Source organism: Marmoricola sp. RAF53 (assembly GCF_052114005.1).
Taxonomy (GTDB): Bacteria; Actinomycetota; Actinomycetes; order Propionibacteriales; family Nocardioidaceae; genus Marmoricola.
This window is the reverse complement of the sequence record NZ_JBFRDX010000002.1, coordinates 248,681-264,444: the sequence shown is the minus strand read 5'-3', so window position 1 is coordinate 264,444 and position 15,764 is coordinate 248,681. Positions and strand designations below refer to the sequence as shown.

The window sequence follows — 15,764 nt, the reverse complement described above, 5'->3', positions numbered from 1 at the left end:
GGGGGTCACTCTGGGTCTCACTCTGGGGGTCACTCATGGGTCCACCGCTCCCGCTCGGCGTCGAACGCGGCGCGGCGCCGGGCCCGGACCTCACGGATCTCGGTCGCGGCCGCGTCCTCCAGGGTGCGCACCTCGCGCATCGAGAAGGTCGCCGGCCGGGTCACCAGGTCGGCGCGGCCCGCCTTGATGTCGGCGCGGTGGTCGGCCAGCTCCTCGGCGCTCACCGGGGTGAAGCGGAGCCGGTCGAACTGGCGCAGCAGCCACGGCTGCGCGTCGCGGGTGCGGCCGTCCACCGGCAGCCGCCAGACGGGGACGGTGCGCCCGACGAGCTGGTAGCCGCCGGGACCCTCCATCCCGTAGACGCAGAGGTAGATGCCGCCGATCCCGACGGCGTTCTGCGGCGTCCAGGTCCGGGCCGGGTTGTACTTGGTCGTGACCAGCCGGTGCCGGGGGTCGATCGGGACCGCGACCGGGGCGCCGAGGTAGACGTCGCCGAGCCCGACGACCAGGTAGGTCGCGGCCGCGACGACGTCGAAGACCTCGGCGCGCTCGTCGAGGTCGTTCACCCGGCGGATGAACTCGACGTTGTCCGGGCACCACGGGGCGTCCGGGCGGACACCGGCGGCGTACCGGCGCATCGCCTCGTGCGCCTCGGGGTGGTCGAAGGCGATCGGCAGGATGACCTCGCGGGCCGGCAGCACCGCCGTCTCCGGGTCGGCCAGCCCGGAGGCCAGCGCGGCCAGGTGGTCGCCGAGCCGGGTGACCCCGAGGTGCTCGGTGTCGACCGCGACCAGCAGCGAGCGGACCCCCTCGACGATCTCGGCGACGCCGCGCGGGCGGTCGGCGCGGAGGGCGTCGGCGAGCAGGTGGATCCACACCCGGACCGCCAGGTCGAGCTCGGACTCGCCCGCCTCGACCAGGACGTGGCGGTCGCCGGAGCGACGGATCGTGAACGCCGGCCCGCTCCCGGACCGGTCCGCCGCGTGCAGGACGGCCGACCGGTCCGGGGCCGCGCGCTCGACGAGCGGCGACGGTGCGGGCTGGCGCAGGTCGGCCAGCCAGGTACGGCGCGCGGACATCGCGGCCTCGGCGGACTCCGGCGTGACCGGCACCAGGTCCACGGTGTCGCCGGGCCGCAGCTGCCCGAGCATCCAGCGGTCCGCCTCGATCACCACGGCCGGGACGACGAACCCGCCCAACGACGGGCCGTCCTTGCCGACGATCACGGGGGTGTCGCCGGAGAGCATGATGCCGCCCACCGGGTAGGCGCTGTCGTGCACGTTGGACGGGTGCAGCCCGGCCTCGCCGCCGTCGGCGCGCGCCCAGCCCGGGACCGGGCCGAGCAGCCGGATCCCGGTCCGGTCGGCGCGGTGGTCGACGGTCCAGGTGGTGCCGAACAAGGCGGCGATCCCGGCTTCGGTGAGGTGCTCGGGTGCGCCGTGCGGGCCGGTGAGCACCCGGAGCTGCCAGGCGTCGGTCAGCGCCGGCAGCTCCGGGGTGACCGGAGCGCGGAGGTTCACCCGGTCGCCCAGGGGGAGGAGGTCGCCGTCGGCGAGGGCGCGACCGTCCACGCCGCCGAACCCGCCGAGGACGAAGGTCGCCCGGCTGCCGAGCACCCGCGGCACGTCGATGCCGCCCTCGACCGCGACGTAGCCGCGCATGCCGGGCCCGTCGATCGGGCCGACGTCGAGCACGGAGCCGGCCCGGATCCGGAGGACCCGGCCGGCCGGCACCGGCCGGCCGTCGACGGTCGCCGCGTGCACGCCGCCGCCGAGGCAGACCAGCCGGTCCGCGCCGAAGCGCAGCCGGGGGCCGACCAGGACGCACTCCAGCCCGGCCGCGTGCTCGGGGTTGCCGACGCCGGCGTTGACGAGCGCGTAGGTGAGCTCGTCGAAGGCACCCGAGGGCGGGACGCCGACGTCCCACAGTCCCGGTCGCCCGCGCTCGTCCTGGACGGTGGTCTGCACGCCGGCGGCCTCGACGGTGAGGACAGCGCGTGCCGGCGCGCCTTCGATCACCGGGTCGATCCCGGGTTCGATCCCGGGTTCGATCCCGGGCTCGGGGGAGCGGTCGAGGATCGCGGTCATGCCGACCACCGCCCGAGCAGCCGCACCGGGGTGGGGTTCCAGCCGTTGCAGGGGTTGTTGAGCTGCGGGCAGTTGCTGATCAGCACCAGCAGGTCGCGCGACGCCGTCAGCTCGACGTACCGGCCGGGCGCGGAGACCCCGTCGTCGAACTTCAGCCCGCCGTCGGAGTCGACCGGCACGTTCATGAAGAAGTTGATGTTGTGTCCGAGGTCGCGCTGGCCGATCCCGGCGGGGGCGCCGTAGGCGAGGAAGGTCTCGCGGCAGGCGTGCTGGTGCCGGGTGTGCTCGCCGTACCGGATCACGTTGGACTCCTGGGCGCAGGCGCCGCCGACGGTGTCGTGGCGTCCGCAGGTGTCGTCGGTGATCACCGCGAGCTCGTCGAGCCGTCCGGAGAGGAGCCGGGACCCGGTGGTCAGGTAGACCGCCGCCTGCTCCCGGACGGTGTCGAACGCGGAGTACCGGTTCGCCGTGTCGTGGGCGTCGTACAAGAGCGTGTCGACGGCCTGGTTGCCCTCGAGGTCGACGATCCGCAGCACGCCGCCGGCGGGGACGGTGATCAGGGCGCCGTCGCCCGGCGGGACCACCAGGTCGAGGTCCACGGTGGGCTGGACGAGGGTGCTCATGCGACCACCCCCAGGGACTGCCCGAGCGACCCGCCGTGGACCCGCGCCGTCATCTCCAGCGCCCGGGCCGACTCGGCCCGGAACAGCAGGCTGGCGTCGCCGGCGACGACCGCGGGCGCCTCGGTCACCTCGACGCGCACGCCGGCCGGGGCGTACCCGCCCGGGGCGAGCGGGTGCGGCGCCGTGCTGAGCACCAGCAGCAGGTCCTGCTCGGAGCGCAGCGTGACGGTGTCGCCGCCGGTGGCGTGCCCGTCCCGGTAGGCCAGCGTCGCCCGCGCGTCGTCGGCCGGGACGACGGCGCTGAAGAAGTTTACGCAGCCGTGCAGGTCGGCCTCGCCGAGCCCGTGCCTGGTGAGCTCGGCGACCAGGCCGGTCCGGGCGGACCGGCGCCAGTCGTTGCGGTGCGTCGCGTACGACGACGCGCCGAACCGCTCCAGGTGCCGGTCGTGCCCGAAGCCGGTCAGGCAGTCGTGCCAGTCGAGGGTGGAGCCGACCACCGAAGCCAGGGCCAGCCCGCGGTCGGACATCAGCACCATCGGCGGCCGGACGCACGCCGACATCTGCGCCTTGAGCGTGTCCGGGACGTTGAGCCGGTCGAGCCGGTCGGCGGCGTACAGCAGCACCGCGGCGTTCGCGCCCGCGCCCAGCGCGGTCAGGGTGACCAGCCGGCCGCGGGGGACCGGGGTGCTCCAGGCCGCGCCGCCGGGGACCTCGTGGGTGTATCCGGCGGCGTTCTCCAGGGCGCTCACGCCTCCTCCTCCACGGTGAGGCGCGGGAGGGCGACGGGCATCGGGACGGGGAGCGGGGCGATCGGCTCGCCGATGGCGCGGTGGTACGCGGTGCGCTGCACCAGGTAGGCGACGACGCCCGCGCCGGCCGTCACCGCGAGGGTGATCAGCGGCAGGAAGTGGAGGTGCCAGCCCTCGCCGGCCGGGTCGTAGACGGCGGCCCGCGGCCAGCCCAGGTTGATCGTCATCGCGATGCCGTAGCCGACCGCGAGCAGGTTCACCGGCAGGCCCCAGCGGCCGAGCGAGAACCGCGGCCGGCCGTCCTCGTCGAGACCGCCGGAGGGCGCGGTGCCGCGGAACCGGCGGACAAGGAACGGCACCGTGACCATCAGGTAGGCGATGTAGAGCAGCATGATGCAGACGCTGGTGAGGCCGAGGAAGAGCCCGGCGTTCCCGACGTTGACCAGCAGGCAGGCGGCGGCGCCGAGGCCGGGGACCACGGTGGCGATCACCGGGGTGCCGGTGCGCGCCGAGACCTTGCGCAGGCTGCGGGAGAACGGCAGCACGTCGTCGCGCGACATCGAGAAGATCATCCGCGCGGCGGCGGTCTGGATCGCCAGCGTGCAGACGCAGACGGCGAGCGCGACGTCGAGGAGCAGGAGCTTGCCGATCGGGGTGCTGAGCTGGCTGGTGATCACGTAGGGCAGGCCGCCGAGACCGAGGTCGCCGTCGGTCAGCGAGGGCGCCGCCATCAGCGCGGCGACGATGAGGAAGGCCCCACCGAGTCCGGAGACGAGGACCGCCCGGACGATCGTGCGCGGGGTGGTCGCCCGCGGCTTGTGGGTCTCCTCGGCGAGCTCGCCGGCGCTGTCGAAGCCGACCAGGACGTAGGCGGCCATCAGCGAGGAGATGAACAGGGGAGCGAGGTAGCCGGTGCTCGCGTCCAGGTTCGTGGTGTGCAGGACGACCGACGGGCCGCGCTCGGCGTGCCAGAAGAAGAGCGCGATCAGGAGCGCGATGCCGATCAGCTCGCAGGTGACTCCGACCGAGTTCACGATCGCGGTGATCCGGACGCTGACCGCGTTCAGGGTGGTGGTGGCGACGAGCAGGAGGCAGCCGAGCAGGACCGCGTTGGCGGCGCCGGACGGGCTCGTCAGCGCCGGGTCGTCGCCGACGATCTGGAAGCCGGACCACACCGCGGGCAGCACGACCTGGAGGGCGATCGCGGCGGCGGCGATGGTGATCGTCTGCGCGATCACCATCGTCCAGCCGGCCCACCAGCCGACGACCGCGCCGCCGAGCCGGCGGGCCCACTGGTAGATGGCGCCGGAGAGCGGGTACTGGGCGGCGAGCTCGGCGAAGCAGAGCGCGACCAGGAGCTGGCCGGCGAGGACGGCCGGCCAGGTCCAGAAGAAGGCGGGCCCGCCGAAGCTGAACCCGAGGCCGAAGAGCTGGAAGACGGTGGTGAGGATCGAGACGAACGAGAAACCTGCGGCGAAGGACGCGTAGGAGCCGACGCGGCGGTTCAGCTGCTGGGCGTAGCCGAAGGTGTGCAGGTCGTCGGCGCTGGCCCGATCGACGGTGGTGGTGGACACGGGGACCTCCGAAGGGTTCGCCCGGATCGCGCACGGCAGCCCGGGCCAGTCGGCCTCCCGGGCTTTTGTCCCGCCGTGGAACGGGGCCCACGCCTTCGTGGGCTCCGCCTCCCCTCTCGGACCAGTCCTTCCCTCGCGGGAAGCGGAACCCTAGGGGCGCCCCGCCTCTGCAGCGGGTCGAGGACCACTAGACCGTCGCGGTGTTGCGGGGGAGGGGTCGTTCTGTAACGGCTCTGTTAAAGACCCTTCACAGAAATACCCAAGGGGGGTATAGTATCGAGACATGAGCGAGCACCGGCATTCGTACATCGCCAACAAGTCCAAGGACGACTACCTCAAGCGGCTGCGCCGCATCGAGGGCCAGGCGCGCGGGCTCCAGCGGATGGTCGAGGAGGAGCAGTACTGCATCGACATCCTGACCCAGGTCTCCGCGATGACGAAGGCCCTCCAGGCGGTCTCGCTGAGCCTGCTCGACGAGCACCTCGGCCACTGCGTGGTCGAGGCCGCCCGGGCCGGCGGTCCCGAGGCCGAGGTGAAGATCAAGGAAGCGTCCGACGCGATCGCGAGGCTGGTGAGGTCATGACCGCTGTCCAGGAATTCGTCGTCTCCGGGATGACCTGCGGCCACTGCGTCGCCTCGGTCACCGAGGAGATCTCCGAGATCGCCGGTGTCGAGCAGGTCGATGTGGTCCTCGAGACCGGCGCCGTCACCGTGACCAGCGCCGAGCCCCTCGGCGCCGAGGCCGTCCGGGCCGCCGTCGAGGAAGCCGGCTACCGGCTGACATGAGCACCCAGGTCAAGGTCACCGCCTTCGTCGGAGGGCTGTTCGTGCTGTTCCTGGCCGCGTTCAACGTGGGCCGGATCTGGGCGGAGGAGCCGCCGTCGTACGTGCTGAGCGCGGATGCCGATCCCGGGACGGGCACGCTGCGCGTCTCGCTGGAGGACGGCGGCGAGCCGGTGCAGGACCTCGTCGTCCGGCACGAGAAGCGGCTGCACCTGATCGCCGTCAGCGAGGACTTCAGCCGCTACCACCACCTGCACCCGTATCCCCAGGACAGCGACGTCGACTGGCTCACCCAGGACGCGCTCGAGCCCGGCCGCTGGCGCCTCTACGCCGACTTCCAGGAGAAGGGGCGGGAGCCGGCGGTCGCGACGACACGGATCGACGTCGCGGGCGCACCGCCGGCCGGGGGGATCTTCCCGGCGACCGGCGAGGTCACCGAGTCCGAGGAGGACGGCTACCGGGTCGCGCTGCTCGGCGACCTGAAGGCCGGCGGCGAGAACGAGCTGCGCTTCCGGATCTCGGAGGACGGGGTCCCCGTCACCGACCTGCAGCCCTACCTCGGCGCCTACGGCCACCTCGTGGTGCTCCGCGAGCAGGACGGGGCGTACCAGCACGCGCACCCCCACGACGGCCCGTCGGGACCGGTCGTCGCGTTCGACGTGGACGCGCCGACCGCCGGTCGCTACCACCTCTACCTGGACTACCGGCACGGCGGCGAGGTCCGGACCGCGCACTTCGCCCTCCAGGCCGCGAAGGCGGACGGACACGGGGAGGGGATGGACCATGGGGACCACTGAGCTCGAGCTCACCGGGATGACCTGCGCCTCCTGCGCGAACCGGATCGAACGCAAGCTGAACAAGCTCGACGGGGTCACGGCCACCGTGAACTTCGCGACCGAGAAGGCCCGGGTGGAGTTCCCCGAGACGCTGACCGCGGGCGACCTGATCGCCACCGTCGAGCAGGCCGGGTACGGCGCCAGCCTGCCGGTCCCGCCGGAGCAGGCGGCCGCCGTCGCGGCTCCGAGCGAGGCCGACCTGCTCCGGCAGCGGCTGCTCATCACGGCCGCGCTGTCGGTCCCGGTGGTGCTGCTCTCGATGGTGCCGGCCTGGCAGTTCGAGTACTGGCAGTGGCTCTGCTTCGCGCTGGCCTCGCCGGTGGTCGTCTGGGGCGCCTGGCCGTTCCACCGGGCCGCCTGGACGAACCTGCGGCACGGCACCACGACGATGGACACGCTGGTATCGCTGGGCGTGCTCGCGGCGTACGGGTGGTCGGTCTACGCGCTCTTCTGGGGCACGGCCGGCGTCCCGGGGATGACGCACCCGTTCTCGTTCGCGATCGAGCGCGGCGACGGCAGCGGCGACCTCTACCTGGAGGCGGCCGCGGGCGTCACCACCTTCCTGCTGCTCGGCCGCTACCTGGAGGCGCGGTCCAAGCGCGCTGCCGGGGCGGCGCTGCGGGCGCTGCTCGACCTCGGCGCCAAGGACGTCGCCGTCCTGCCCGACGGCGACCTCGACGGCCAGGAACGGCGCGTCCCCGTCGCCGACCTCCGGGTCGGGACCGTCTTCGTGGTCCGCCCGGGGGAGAAGATCGCGACCGACGGCGTGGTCGTCGAGGGCTCCTCGGCGATCGACATGGCGCTGCTCACCGGCGAGTCCGTCCCGGTCGAGGTGGCGCCCGGTGACGCCGTCGTCGGCGCCTGCGTGAACGTCGGCGGCCGGCTGGTCGTGCGCGCGACCGGTGTCGGCGCCGACACCCGGCTGGCCCAGATGGCGAAGCTGGTCGAGGAGGCGCAGAACGGCAAGGCCCAGGTCCAGCGGCTCGCCGACCGGATCTCCGGGGTGTTCGTGCCGATCGTGATCGCGATCGCGGTGGCCACCCTCGGCTTCTGGCTCGGCGCCGGCGAGGGCGGTGGCGCCGCGGTGACCGCGGCCGTCGCGGTGCTGATCATCGCCTGCCCCTGCGCGCTCGGCCTGGCCACGCCGACGGCGCTGCTCGTCGGCACCGGCCGCGGGGCCCAGCTCGGCATCCTGATCAAGGGACCCGAGGTGCTCGAGTCAACCCGCCGGGTCGACACCGTCGTCCTCGACAAGACCGGCACCGTCACGACCGGCCGGATGGCCGTGCGCGACGTGCTCCCGGCCGGGTCCGGCGACGCCGACGAGCTGCTCCGGCTGGCCGGAGCCGTCGAGCACGCCTCCGAGCACCCGATCGCGCGGGCGATCGCCGACGAGGCGGCCCGCCGCGGGCCGCTGCCGCCGGTCACCGACTTCGTCGCGACGGCCGGCGTCGGGGTGGCCGGCGCCGTCGAGGGCGCCCGGGTGGAGGTGCGGCGCGGCCGGGCGGCGTACGGGGGGACGACGGTCGACGTGCTCCGCGACGACGCCCTGCTGGGCAGCATCGTGGTCGCCGACGAGGTGAAGCCGACCTCCGCGGCGGCGGTCGCCGAGCTCCGTGCCCTGGGCCTGCGCCCGGTGCTGCTCACCGGGGACCAGGAGGACGTGGCCCGTGCGGTCGCCGCCGCGGTCGGCATCGAGGAGGTCGTCGCCGAGGTGCTCCCCGAGGACAAGGTCGCCGAGATCCGCCGGCTGCAGGGCGAGGGCCGGGTGGTCGCGATGGTCGGCGACGGCGTCAACGACGCCGCCGCGCTCGCCCAGGCCGACCTCGGCCTGGCGATGGGCACCGGCACCGACGCCGCCATCGAGGCCGCCGACCTCACCCTGGTCCGCGGTGACCTCCGGGTCGCGGGTGACGCGATCCGGCTCTCCCGCCGGACCCTGGCGATCATCAAGGGCAACCTGTTCTGGGCGTTCGCCTACAACGTCGCCGCGATCCCCGTCGCCGCGGCCGGTCTGCTCAACCCGATGCTCGCCGGTGCCGCGATGGCGTTCTCCTCGGTGTTCGTGGTGACGAACAGTCTGCGGCTCCGGTCGTTCCGGGGGCGCGCGGATTCCCAAGGGGAGGGGTGAATCCGACGCTTCCAGCCCGATGCATCGGGCTGTTCTGACGGAATCGGGCTGGAGGTGTGCCCGGCTCAGGACGGTGCGTCGACCCGGATCTGGAGGCCCGAGGCGACGAGGTCCGCCTGGTACGCCGCGTAGGCGACGCGCAGCGCGGGCGCGATCCAGTCACGCGGGAGGAGGTCGGTGGGGAGGGCGGGATCGGTGCGCAGGTGCCGTACGACGGCCGCAGCCACCGCGAGCCGCTCGGCCCCAGCCCCAGCCCCGGCCCCAGCCCCAGCCCCAGCCCCAGCCTCAACCCCAGTCCCGGCGACGTTGTCGAGGAGCGCCCGGGCGACGCGGTTCCATTCCTCGAGCCGCCAGAGCCGTCCTGCCAGCGCGACGGCGTCCTCCGTCGGCGTACAGGTGAAGCTGCTGATCAGGTCCTGCGGCCACGACGGGAGCGACCGGTCGAGGTTGGCGGGCCGCAGCCAGGTGCCCTCGCGCAGCTCGGCCAGCCGCAGGTCGGCCAGGGTGCCGCGCAGCTCGGCCCGGTCGGCCGCGCTGCGACCGGCCGAGGTGACCACGACCATCTCCCAGGTGCCGTCCCAGGCGCGGACCGGCGGGTCGAGGGCGAGGTCCTGGCGGCGCTGGCGCTCCAGGAGCCGGGCGCTCAGCCGGTAGCTGCCGTCGGCGCGCTCCAGGTCGCCGTTCGCGACCATCCGGGTCAGCGCCACCCGCAGCGTCGGCTCGGCGATGCCGAAGAGCTCGCCGGCGCCCACGAGCGCGCTCACCGGCAGCTCGGGCGGGTGTGCGCCGAGCAGCAGGCTGAGCACGACGGAGCGCGCGCTGAGGGGACGGACCTTCACGGAAGCGACCTTACACTCTTGCGACAGTCGTACGATAGTTGTAATACTGGTCGCATGACCGCCAGCCTCACCCCGCGTACGACGCCGGACCACCCCACGGGCTACACGACCCACGAGGTCACCAACCAGCCGCCCCCGCACGCGCCGTACGACGCCTCCGCGGACGCCGCGCTGCTCGAGGGCCTGCACCGCGAGGGGGCCGGCTGGGCCGAGGCGGACGTCCGCCGGCTCGGTCGCCTGGCCGGATCGGAGGAGGCGCAGCGCTGGGCCGAGGAAGCCAACCGGTTCGAGCCGGAGCTGCACACGGTCGACCGCTACGGCAACCGGATCGACGAGGTCGAGTTCCACGACTCCTGGCACCAGCTGATGCGCACCTCGGTCGCCGAGGGCGGCGCCGGTGCCGCCTGGGTCGACCCGCGTCCGGGAGCGCACGTCGCCCGCACGGCCGGCGGCCTCGCCTGGCAGCACACCGAGGCCGGTCACGGCTGCCCGATCACGATGACCTACGCGGTCGTCCCCGCGCTGCGCCACCAGCCCGACCTCGCCGCGCTCTACGAGCCCGGCCTGACCAGCCGCGTCTACGACCCGGGGCTGCGGGTGCCGACCGAGAAGCGCGGCCTGCTCGCCGGCATGGGGATGACCGAGAAGCAGGGCGGCTCCGACGTCCGCACCAACTCGACCGTCGCCGTCCCGTCCGCCGAGCCAGGCGTCTACAGGCTGACCGGGCACAAGTGGTTCACCTCGGCGCCGATGTGCGACCTGTTCCTGGTCCTGGCCCAGGCGCCCGGCGGCCTGTCCTGCTTCCTGGTCCCGCGGATCCTGCCCGACGGCACCCGGAACACCTTCCGGATCGTCCGGCTCAAGGACAAGCTCGGCAACCGCTCCAACGCCTCCTCCGAGCCGGAGTTCGACGGCACCGTCGCCTGGCTGGTCGGCGAGGAGGGCCGCGGCGTCAAGACGATCATCGAGATGGTCAGCTGCACCCGTCTCGACTGCGTGACCGGCTCCGCCGGGATGATGCGCAAGGCGCTCGTCGAGGCCGGCCACCACGTGCGCCACCGGGCCGCGTTCGGCAAGACCCTGATCGACCAGCCGCTGATGCGCAACGTCGTCGCCGACCTCGCCGTCGAGTCCGAGGCCGCGACCACGCTGGCGCTGCGCCTGGCCGGTGCCGCGGACCGCGGGCTGCGCGGCGACGAGGGCGAGCAGGCCTTCCGCCGGATCGCGACCGCGGTCGGCAAGTACTGGGTGACCAAGCGCGGCGCCGCCTTCACCGCCGAGGCGATGGAGTGCTTCGGCGGCAACGGCTACGTCGAGGAGTCCGGGATGCCGCGCCTCTACAAGGAGGCGCCGCTGAACTCGATCTGGGAGGGCTCCGGCAACGTCAACGCCCTCGACGTGCTCCGCGCGCTCGGCAAGGAACCGGGCTCGCTGGACGCGCTGATGGGCGAGCTGGCGCTGTCCGCCGGCGCCGACGCCCGGCTCGACGCCGCCGTCGGCCGGCTCGGGTCCGCGCTGGCGAAGCCCGAGGAGATCGAGTTCCGGGCCCGCGCCCTGGTCGAGCAGATGGCGCTGGTGCTCCAGGGCTCGCTGCTGGTCCGGCACGCCCCGGCCGCGGTCGCCGACGCGTTCTGCGCGACCCGCCTCGACGGCGGTGGCGGCCTCGCCTTCGGGACGCTCCCGGCCGGCAGCGACGTCACCGCCATCCTGGACCGGGCGCTCCCCGAGGGCTGCTGACCCGTGGCCGCGCAGGTCGAGGCAGCCGTGCTGCTGCCGGTGTACGTCGACGAGCGCGGCCCGGTCCTCGTCCTCACCGAGCGCAGCGCCGACCTGCGCAAGCACGCCGGCGAGATCTCGTTCCCGGGCGGGCGCCGCGACCCCGGCGAGGACCTGGTCACGACCGCGCTCCGCGAGGCCGAGGAGGAGATCGGGCTCTCCCGTGAGCTGGTCGAGGTCGTCGACGAGCTGCCGTCGTTCGGCACCTACGTCAGCGGCTTCCGGATCACGCCGTTCGTCGGCCGGATCCCGGCCGGTCAGGTGTGGACGCCGCACGTGCGCGAGGTCGCCCGGGTGCTCGAGCTCCCGGTCGCCGACCTCGTCGCCGGCCACCGGTACGAGCGGCTCTGGGCCAAGGGGGTCCCGGTCCGCACCGACACCTACACGGTCGACGGCCACCTCGTCTGGGGTGCGACCGCGCGGATCCTGAGCGAGTACCTGGCGCGCCAGACCGGCAGCTGAGGTCGTTGCCAACCCGCAGGCCCACCCGCCACCATCGGCGCATGCACCCACGGCACGGCCTGCACGGGATGCACGGCCCCGACGTCCGAGGCGTGCGCCCGTGGCAGGTGATCCTGCTCGTCTGGGCGGCCAACCTGATCGGGGCGGCCATCCTGATGGTCGACTACCTGGTGGTGCTGCCGTTCCCGGCGGACGTGTCCACCCCGGACGTCGTCCGCGGCAACGTCCTGCTCGGGCTCGGCCTGGTGGTGTTCAGCTGGGTGGTGCTCGGCGTGGTCGGCGCACCGCGGGCGCACCGGGCACTGGACTGGACGGTGCGCGGGACCGCCCCGGACGCGACCGAGCGCGAGCTCACCCTCGGGCTGCCGTGGTGGCTGTTCTGGATGCAGGTGTCGCTGTGGGCGCTCTCCTGCGTGGTCTTCTTCGTGGCCAACCTCGACGTCGGCACGACCTACGCCGTCCAGCTCGCGACCGCCGTGATCATCAGCGGCCTGGCGACCGCCGCGACGTCGTACCTGCTGTGCGTGCGGCTCTTCCGGACCGCGATCGTCCGGGTCCTGGCGCTGTCGCCGCCGCGGGCCGGCGGAGCGGCCGGGGTCGGGCAGCGGGCGGTCTTCATCTGGACGCTGACCAGCGGCGTCCCCGTGCTCGGCCTGGTCCTCATGGTCGCCTTCGCCGGCGAGACCGGGGTCTCGCTCGACCAGCTCGCGGTGAGCGGCCTCGTCGTCGGCCTCGGAGCGCTGGTCGTCGGGCTGTTCGCGACCGTGCTCTTCGCCAAGTCGGTGGGGGAGCCGCTCGGGTTCCTCACCGAGGCGCTGGGCGAGGTCGAGGCCGGTGACCTCTCGGTGGCCGTCCCGGTCGACGACCCGGGCGAGATCGGCCGGCTCCAGGACGGCCTGAACACGATGGTGGTGGCGCTGCGCGAGCGCGAGCAGCTCCGTGACCTCTTCGGCCGCCACGTCGGCGAGGACGTCGCCCGGCTGGCGCTCCAGCAGGGGGTGGCGCTCGGCGGGGAGGAGCGGGAGGCGGCCGCGCTGTTCGTCGACGTCATCGGCAGCACGTCGTACGCCGCGACCCATCCGGCGGCGGAGGTGGTCGCGGCGCTGAACCGGTTCTTCGAGGTGGTCGTCGCCGTCGTCTCCGAGCACGGCGGCCTGGTGAACAAGTTCGAGGGCGACGCCGCGCTCTGCATCTTCGGGGCGCCCCTGGAGCTGCCGGACCCGGCCGCGTCCGCGCTGGCCGCGGCGCGGACGATGGCCGACCGGCTCCGGGCCGAGGTCCCCGACCTGGACGCCGGCATCGGCGTCTCCCACGGCCTGGTGATCGCCGGCAACATCGGCTCGACCGAGCGGCTGGAGTACACCGTCATCGGCGACCCCGTGAACGAGGCCGCCCGGCTCACCGAGCAGGCCAAACAACGCCCCGAGCGGGTCGTGGCGAGCGAACGCATCCTCGGCCGCGCGCACGTCGCCGAGCGCGACCGCTGGCGGCTGCTGGACCCGGTCCTGCTCCGCGGGCGGCTCGAGACGACGACGCTCGCGGTCCCGCTCTGAGCCCTCCGGCTACGGGATCGGGCGCCGCGGGGTCTCCGCGCCGTCGGCGCCTTCGGCCGTGGCGTACTCCTCATCGGTTTCCGGGCCTGCGGGCGGGAGCTGGTCGCCCTCCGCCACGGGCTCCAGCTTTCCGCCCTTGACGATGCCTTCGGTGTCCTGTCGCTTCGACGTCATCTCGTGCCTCCTGTCGTCCTTGCCGGGTACCCGATCTCGGAGAATCCATGGCAGTCCTAGTTCGGTCGGGTCGCGGTGAGCCGACGCCGTCCTCCGGCGGACGAACCCACCAGCAAGTGCGAGGTGAGTGCCGGAGCCTGCGGCACGCATGGTCGTTCCCATGGCGCCATCGAGCACGATCAGAGGACCTCGACCATCCCTGTGGACGAGGCGAATTCCGGTCCGAGAATGTCGGCGCTCGTTCCTAATCTGTACTCATGACCTCGGGCTCCCTGACCTCTGCGCCGCCGCATCCGGTGGCGCAGCTGGTCTCTGCCCTGGGGGACTTGATCGACGAGCACGGCACCGCGCCGACCTGGTCGCTGACGCCGGGTGACCTCACCGGTCTCCTCCCCGCGCTCGCAGTCGCCAAGCGCCGTCTGGACGCTCTGGAACTACGCCTGCTGGCCGAGGCGGACCGCCACCAGGTCGGCGACCCGCTGGGGGCGGCGAACACGGCCGGCTGGTGGGCCAACGCGACCCGTACGACGAAGCCGGCCGCGCAGCGGGCCGTGAAGTTGGCCGGTCGTCTGGACGACGACGCCCACGCCGCGACCGCGGAAGCGATGAGCGCCGGGGCGGTGTCGGTCGAGCAGGCCGCGGTGATCCTGGATGCGGTCGACGCGCTCCCTAGCGCGAAGGCCGAGGCCGAGGCACATCTGGTCGCGCTGGCCGAGCACCACGACCCCAAAGAGCTGCGGTTCCTGGGGCGCCGGATCCTGGAGGTCGTCGCCCCCGAGGTCGCCGAAGAGCACGAACGCAAGCTGTTGGAGGACGAGGAGCGCCGGGCACGGGAGACGGCGCTCTTCACGATGAACCCCGACGGCCACGGCTCCATGGTGGGCAGGTTCAAGATCCCGGTCCTGGTCGGGCAGATGCTGGCCCGCCACCTCGAAGCCCTGGCCGCCCCCAAGCACCGAGCTGCGGTCGAGGGCACCGCCGGGGAGAAGGTCGCCCGTCCGATCCGCCTGGGCCAGGCGTTCATCGAGTACGTCGAGACCCGCCGCGACGCCCCGAAAGCAGGCGGCATCGCCGCCACGGTCGTGGTCACGATGACGATGGACGCCCTCCTGGGCGCCGACACGGTTGCGACCCTGGACACCGGGGACCGGATCACCGCAGGCGAGGCCCGGAGGCTGGCCTGCGAGGCCGGGATCATCCCGGCCGTCCTCGGGTCGAAGTCCCAGGTCCTCGACCTGGGCCGCAAGACCCGCTTCCACACCGAGGCCCAGCGCATCGTCCTGGGCCGGCGGGACGGCGGCTGCACCGCCGAGGGCTGCGACTGGCCACCGGGGATGTGCCACGCCCACCACGGCATCCCGTGGAGCCGGGGCGGACCGACCGACATCGAGCACGGCAGGCTCCTCTGCCCCCGCCACCACACCGTCGCCCACGACGCCCGCTACCAGATGAAGACCGGCCCGAACGGCAAGGTCAGCTTCAGCCGACGGACGTGACACGGGACCGTCGTCTCGGTGATCCCTCGGTGCCCACACCCGGATCACCTGGTGGCACGCTGCCGTCCGCGCCCAGCCATGGCGGCTAACCTCCGACCATGGCGACTTCGGTCGAGCGCTATCTCGCGCACCTCGATCACCTCAGCGGCGGCGTGGAACCTGAGTTCTTCCGGATCGGTTCGCACGATGCGGGACCCAGCGTGACCACGATCGTCTACCGCGACCTCCCGGAGACCGGACTTCTCACGGCGTTCACCTACGGACTCTCCTTGGCGGACCATCCGGAGTGGAGGACCGGCCGGCCCGAGCTGTGCATCAGCATGCAGTCGGACGAGGTCGCGTGGGGTCTCGCGGTCGGCCACCTGGCGAGCACGCTGGCGGGCGACTGTCCCTTCCGCTACGGCGACACCATCGACGTAGGGGAGCCGATCACCGCGGGAACGCGGATGTCGGCGTTCCTCGTATTCGCTCCGTCGGTCGTCGACCGGGAGGGCTACCTCAACGTCCTCGGCGAACCCGAGGGCGCGGCGCCGAGCCAGGTCGTCAACATCGCCGGCATGTACCCGATCCACCAGAGCGAGCGCGAGTTCATCCGCGCCGAGGGACTGGAAGCGTTCTGGAAGCTGGACTGGGATCCGTACGACCCCCTGCGCGATCCCGTCGTCTAGCGGCTCGGCGCAC

General features: G+C 73.3%; 15 protein-coding genes and 1 riboswitch. Of the genes, 9 read left to right on the top strand and 6 right to left on the bottom strand.

Annotation, left to right across the window (positions count from 1 at the left end; genetic code table 11):
• Nucleotides 1-29: 29 nt before the first annotated feature.
• Genes AB4Y76_RS02900 through AB4Y76_RS02885 form a run of 4 tightly spaced genes read right to left on the bottom strand, consistent with a single transcriptional unit; the run spans nucleotide 30 to nucleotide 5,033 of the window.
• Nucleotides 30-2,087 (bottom strand): 5-oxoprolinase/urea amidolyase family protein, encoded by a 2,058-nt coding sequence (locus tag AB4Y76_RS02900; protein WP_441921997.1) that lies wholly within the window; start codon nucleotides 2,085-2,087, stop codon nucleotides 30-32.
• Nucleotides 2,084-2,710, bottom strand: coding sequence for an urea amidolyase associated protein UAAP2 (locus AB4Y76_RS02895; protein ID WP_441921996.1), 627 nt, complete (start codon nucleotides 2,708-2,710; stop codon nucleotides 2,084-2,086). The genes AB4Y76_RS02900 and AB4Y76_RS02895 overlap by 4 nt, the downstream gene beginning before the upstream one ends.
• The gene (locus AB4Y76_RS02890) at nucleotides 2,707-3,459 is read right to left on the bottom strand and encodes a DUF1989 domain-containing protein (RefSeq protein ID WP_441921995.1); all 753 of its coding nucleotides are present in this window, start codon (nucleotides 3,457-3,459) and stop codon (nucleotides 2,707-2,709) included. Before AB4Y76_RS02890 ends, AB4Y76_RS02895 begins: the two co-directional genes overlap by 4 nt.
• Nucleotides 3,456-5,033 carry an amino acid permease gene (locus AB4Y76_RS02885; protein ID WP_441921994.1) on the bottom strand — a complete coding sequence of 526 codons (1,578 nt, stop codon included), beginning with the start codon at nucleotides 5,031-5,033 and terminating at the stop codon, nucleotides 3,456-3,458. The genes AB4Y76_RS02890 and AB4Y76_RS02885 overlap by 4 nt, the downstream gene beginning before the upstream one ends.
• Before the next feature lie 52 nt (nucleotides 5,034-5,085).
• Nucleotides 5,086-5,198, bottom strand: a riboswitch (guanidine-I (ykkC/yxkD leader).
• 118 nt (nucleotides 5,199-5,316) lie between these two features.
• On the opposite strand from AB4Y76_RS02885, the gene AB4Y76_RS02880 reads away from it, so the two are divergent.
• From AB4Y76_RS02880 to AB4Y76_RS02865, 4 genes are read left to right on the top strand one after another with little or no spacing between them, the layout of a single operon-like run.
• Nucleotides 5,317-5,616 carry a metal-sensitive transcriptional regulator gene (locus tag AB4Y76_RS02880; RefSeq protein ID WP_441921993.1) on the top strand — a complete coding sequence of 100 codons (300 nt, stop codon included), beginning with the start codon at nucleotides 5,317-5,319 and terminating at the stop codon, nucleotides 5,614-5,616.
• Entirely contained in the window at nucleotides 5,613-5,819 is a 207-nt protein-coding gene (locus AB4Y76_RS02875; protein ID WP_441921992.1) for a heavy-metal-associated domain-containing protein, read from the top strand. The genes AB4Y76_RS02880 and AB4Y76_RS02875 overlap by 4 nt, the downstream gene beginning before the upstream one ends.
• A complete protein-coding gene (locus tag AB4Y76_RS02870; RefSeq protein ID WP_441921991.1) occupies nucleotides 5,816-6,613 on the top strand; it encodes a hypothetical protein in 798 nt (265 codons plus the stop codon). The genes AB4Y76_RS02875 and AB4Y76_RS02870 overlap by 4 nt, the downstream gene beginning before the upstream one ends.
• Nucleotides 6,600-8,783, top strand: coding sequence for a heavy metal translocating P-type ATPase (locus tag AB4Y76_RS02865; RefSeq protein WP_441921990.1), 2,184 nt, complete (start codon nucleotides 6,600-6,602; stop codon nucleotides 8,781-8,783). Before AB4Y76_RS02870 ends, AB4Y76_RS02865 begins: the two co-directional genes overlap by 14 nt.
• 65 nt (nucleotides 8,784-8,848) lie before the next feature.
• Here AB4Y76_RS02865 and AB4Y76_RS02860 read toward each other — a convergent pair whose 3' ends face one another.
• Nucleotides 8,849-9,622 (bottom strand): PaaX domain-containing protein, C- domain protein, encoded by a 774-nt coding sequence (locus AB4Y76_RS02860; RefSeq protein WP_441921989.1) that lies wholly within the window; start codon nucleotides 9,620-9,622, stop codon nucleotides 8,849-8,851.
• Nucleotides 9,623-9,676: 54 nt separating this feature from the next.
• On the opposite strand from AB4Y76_RS02860, the gene AB4Y76_RS02855 reads away from it, so the two are divergent.
• Genes AB4Y76_RS02855 through AB4Y76_RS02845 form a run of 3 tightly spaced genes read left to right on the top strand, consistent with a single transcriptional unit; the run spans nucleotide 9,677 to nucleotide 13,413 of the window.
• Entirely contained in the window at nucleotides 9,677-11,359 is a 1,683-nt protein-coding gene (locus tag AB4Y76_RS02855; RefSeq protein WP_441921988.1) for an acyl-CoA dehydrogenase family protein, read from the top strand.
• 3 nt (nucleotides 11,360-11,362) lie between these two features.
• Nucleotides 11,363-11,860, top strand: coding sequence for an NUDIX hydrolase (locus AB4Y76_RS02850; protein WP_441921987.1), 498 nt, complete (start codon nucleotides 11,363-11,365; stop codon nucleotides 11,858-11,860).
• A 41-nt stretch (nucleotides 11,861-11,901) separates the two neighbouring features.
• Nucleotides 11,902-13,413 (top strand): adenylate/guanylate cyclase domain-containing protein, encoded by a 1,512-nt coding sequence (locus AB4Y76_RS02845; protein WP_441921986.1) that lies wholly within the window; start codon nucleotides 11,902-11,904, stop codon nucleotides 13,411-13,413.
• Nucleotides 13,414-13,422: 9 nt separating this feature from the next.
• Here the strand turns inward: AB4Y76_RS02845 and AB4Y76_RS02840 are convergent, their stop codons facing one another.
• Entirely contained in the window at nucleotides 13,423-13,587 is a 165-nt protein-coding gene (locus AB4Y76_RS02840; RefSeq protein WP_441921985.1) for a hypothetical protein, read from the bottom strand.
• Between the two features lie 257 nt (nucleotides 13,588-13,844).
• Between AB4Y76_RS02840 and AB4Y76_RS02835 the strand changes: the two genes are divergently transcribed.
• On the top strand, nucleotides 13,845-15,083 hold the full coding sequence (locus AB4Y76_RS02835; protein ID WP_441921984.1) for a DUF222 domain-containing protein: 1,239 nt from the start codon (nucleotides 13,845-13,847) through the stop codon (nucleotides 15,081-15,083).
• 98 nt (nucleotides 15,084-15,181) lie between these two features.
• Nucleotides 15,182-15,751: a suppressor of fused domain protein gene (locus tag AB4Y76_RS02830; protein ID WP_441921983.1), complete on the top strand. Its 570-nt coding sequence runs from the start codon at nucleotides 15,182-15,184 to the stop codon at nucleotides 15,749-15,751.
• Nucleotides 15,752-15,764: the final 13 nt, after the last annotated feature.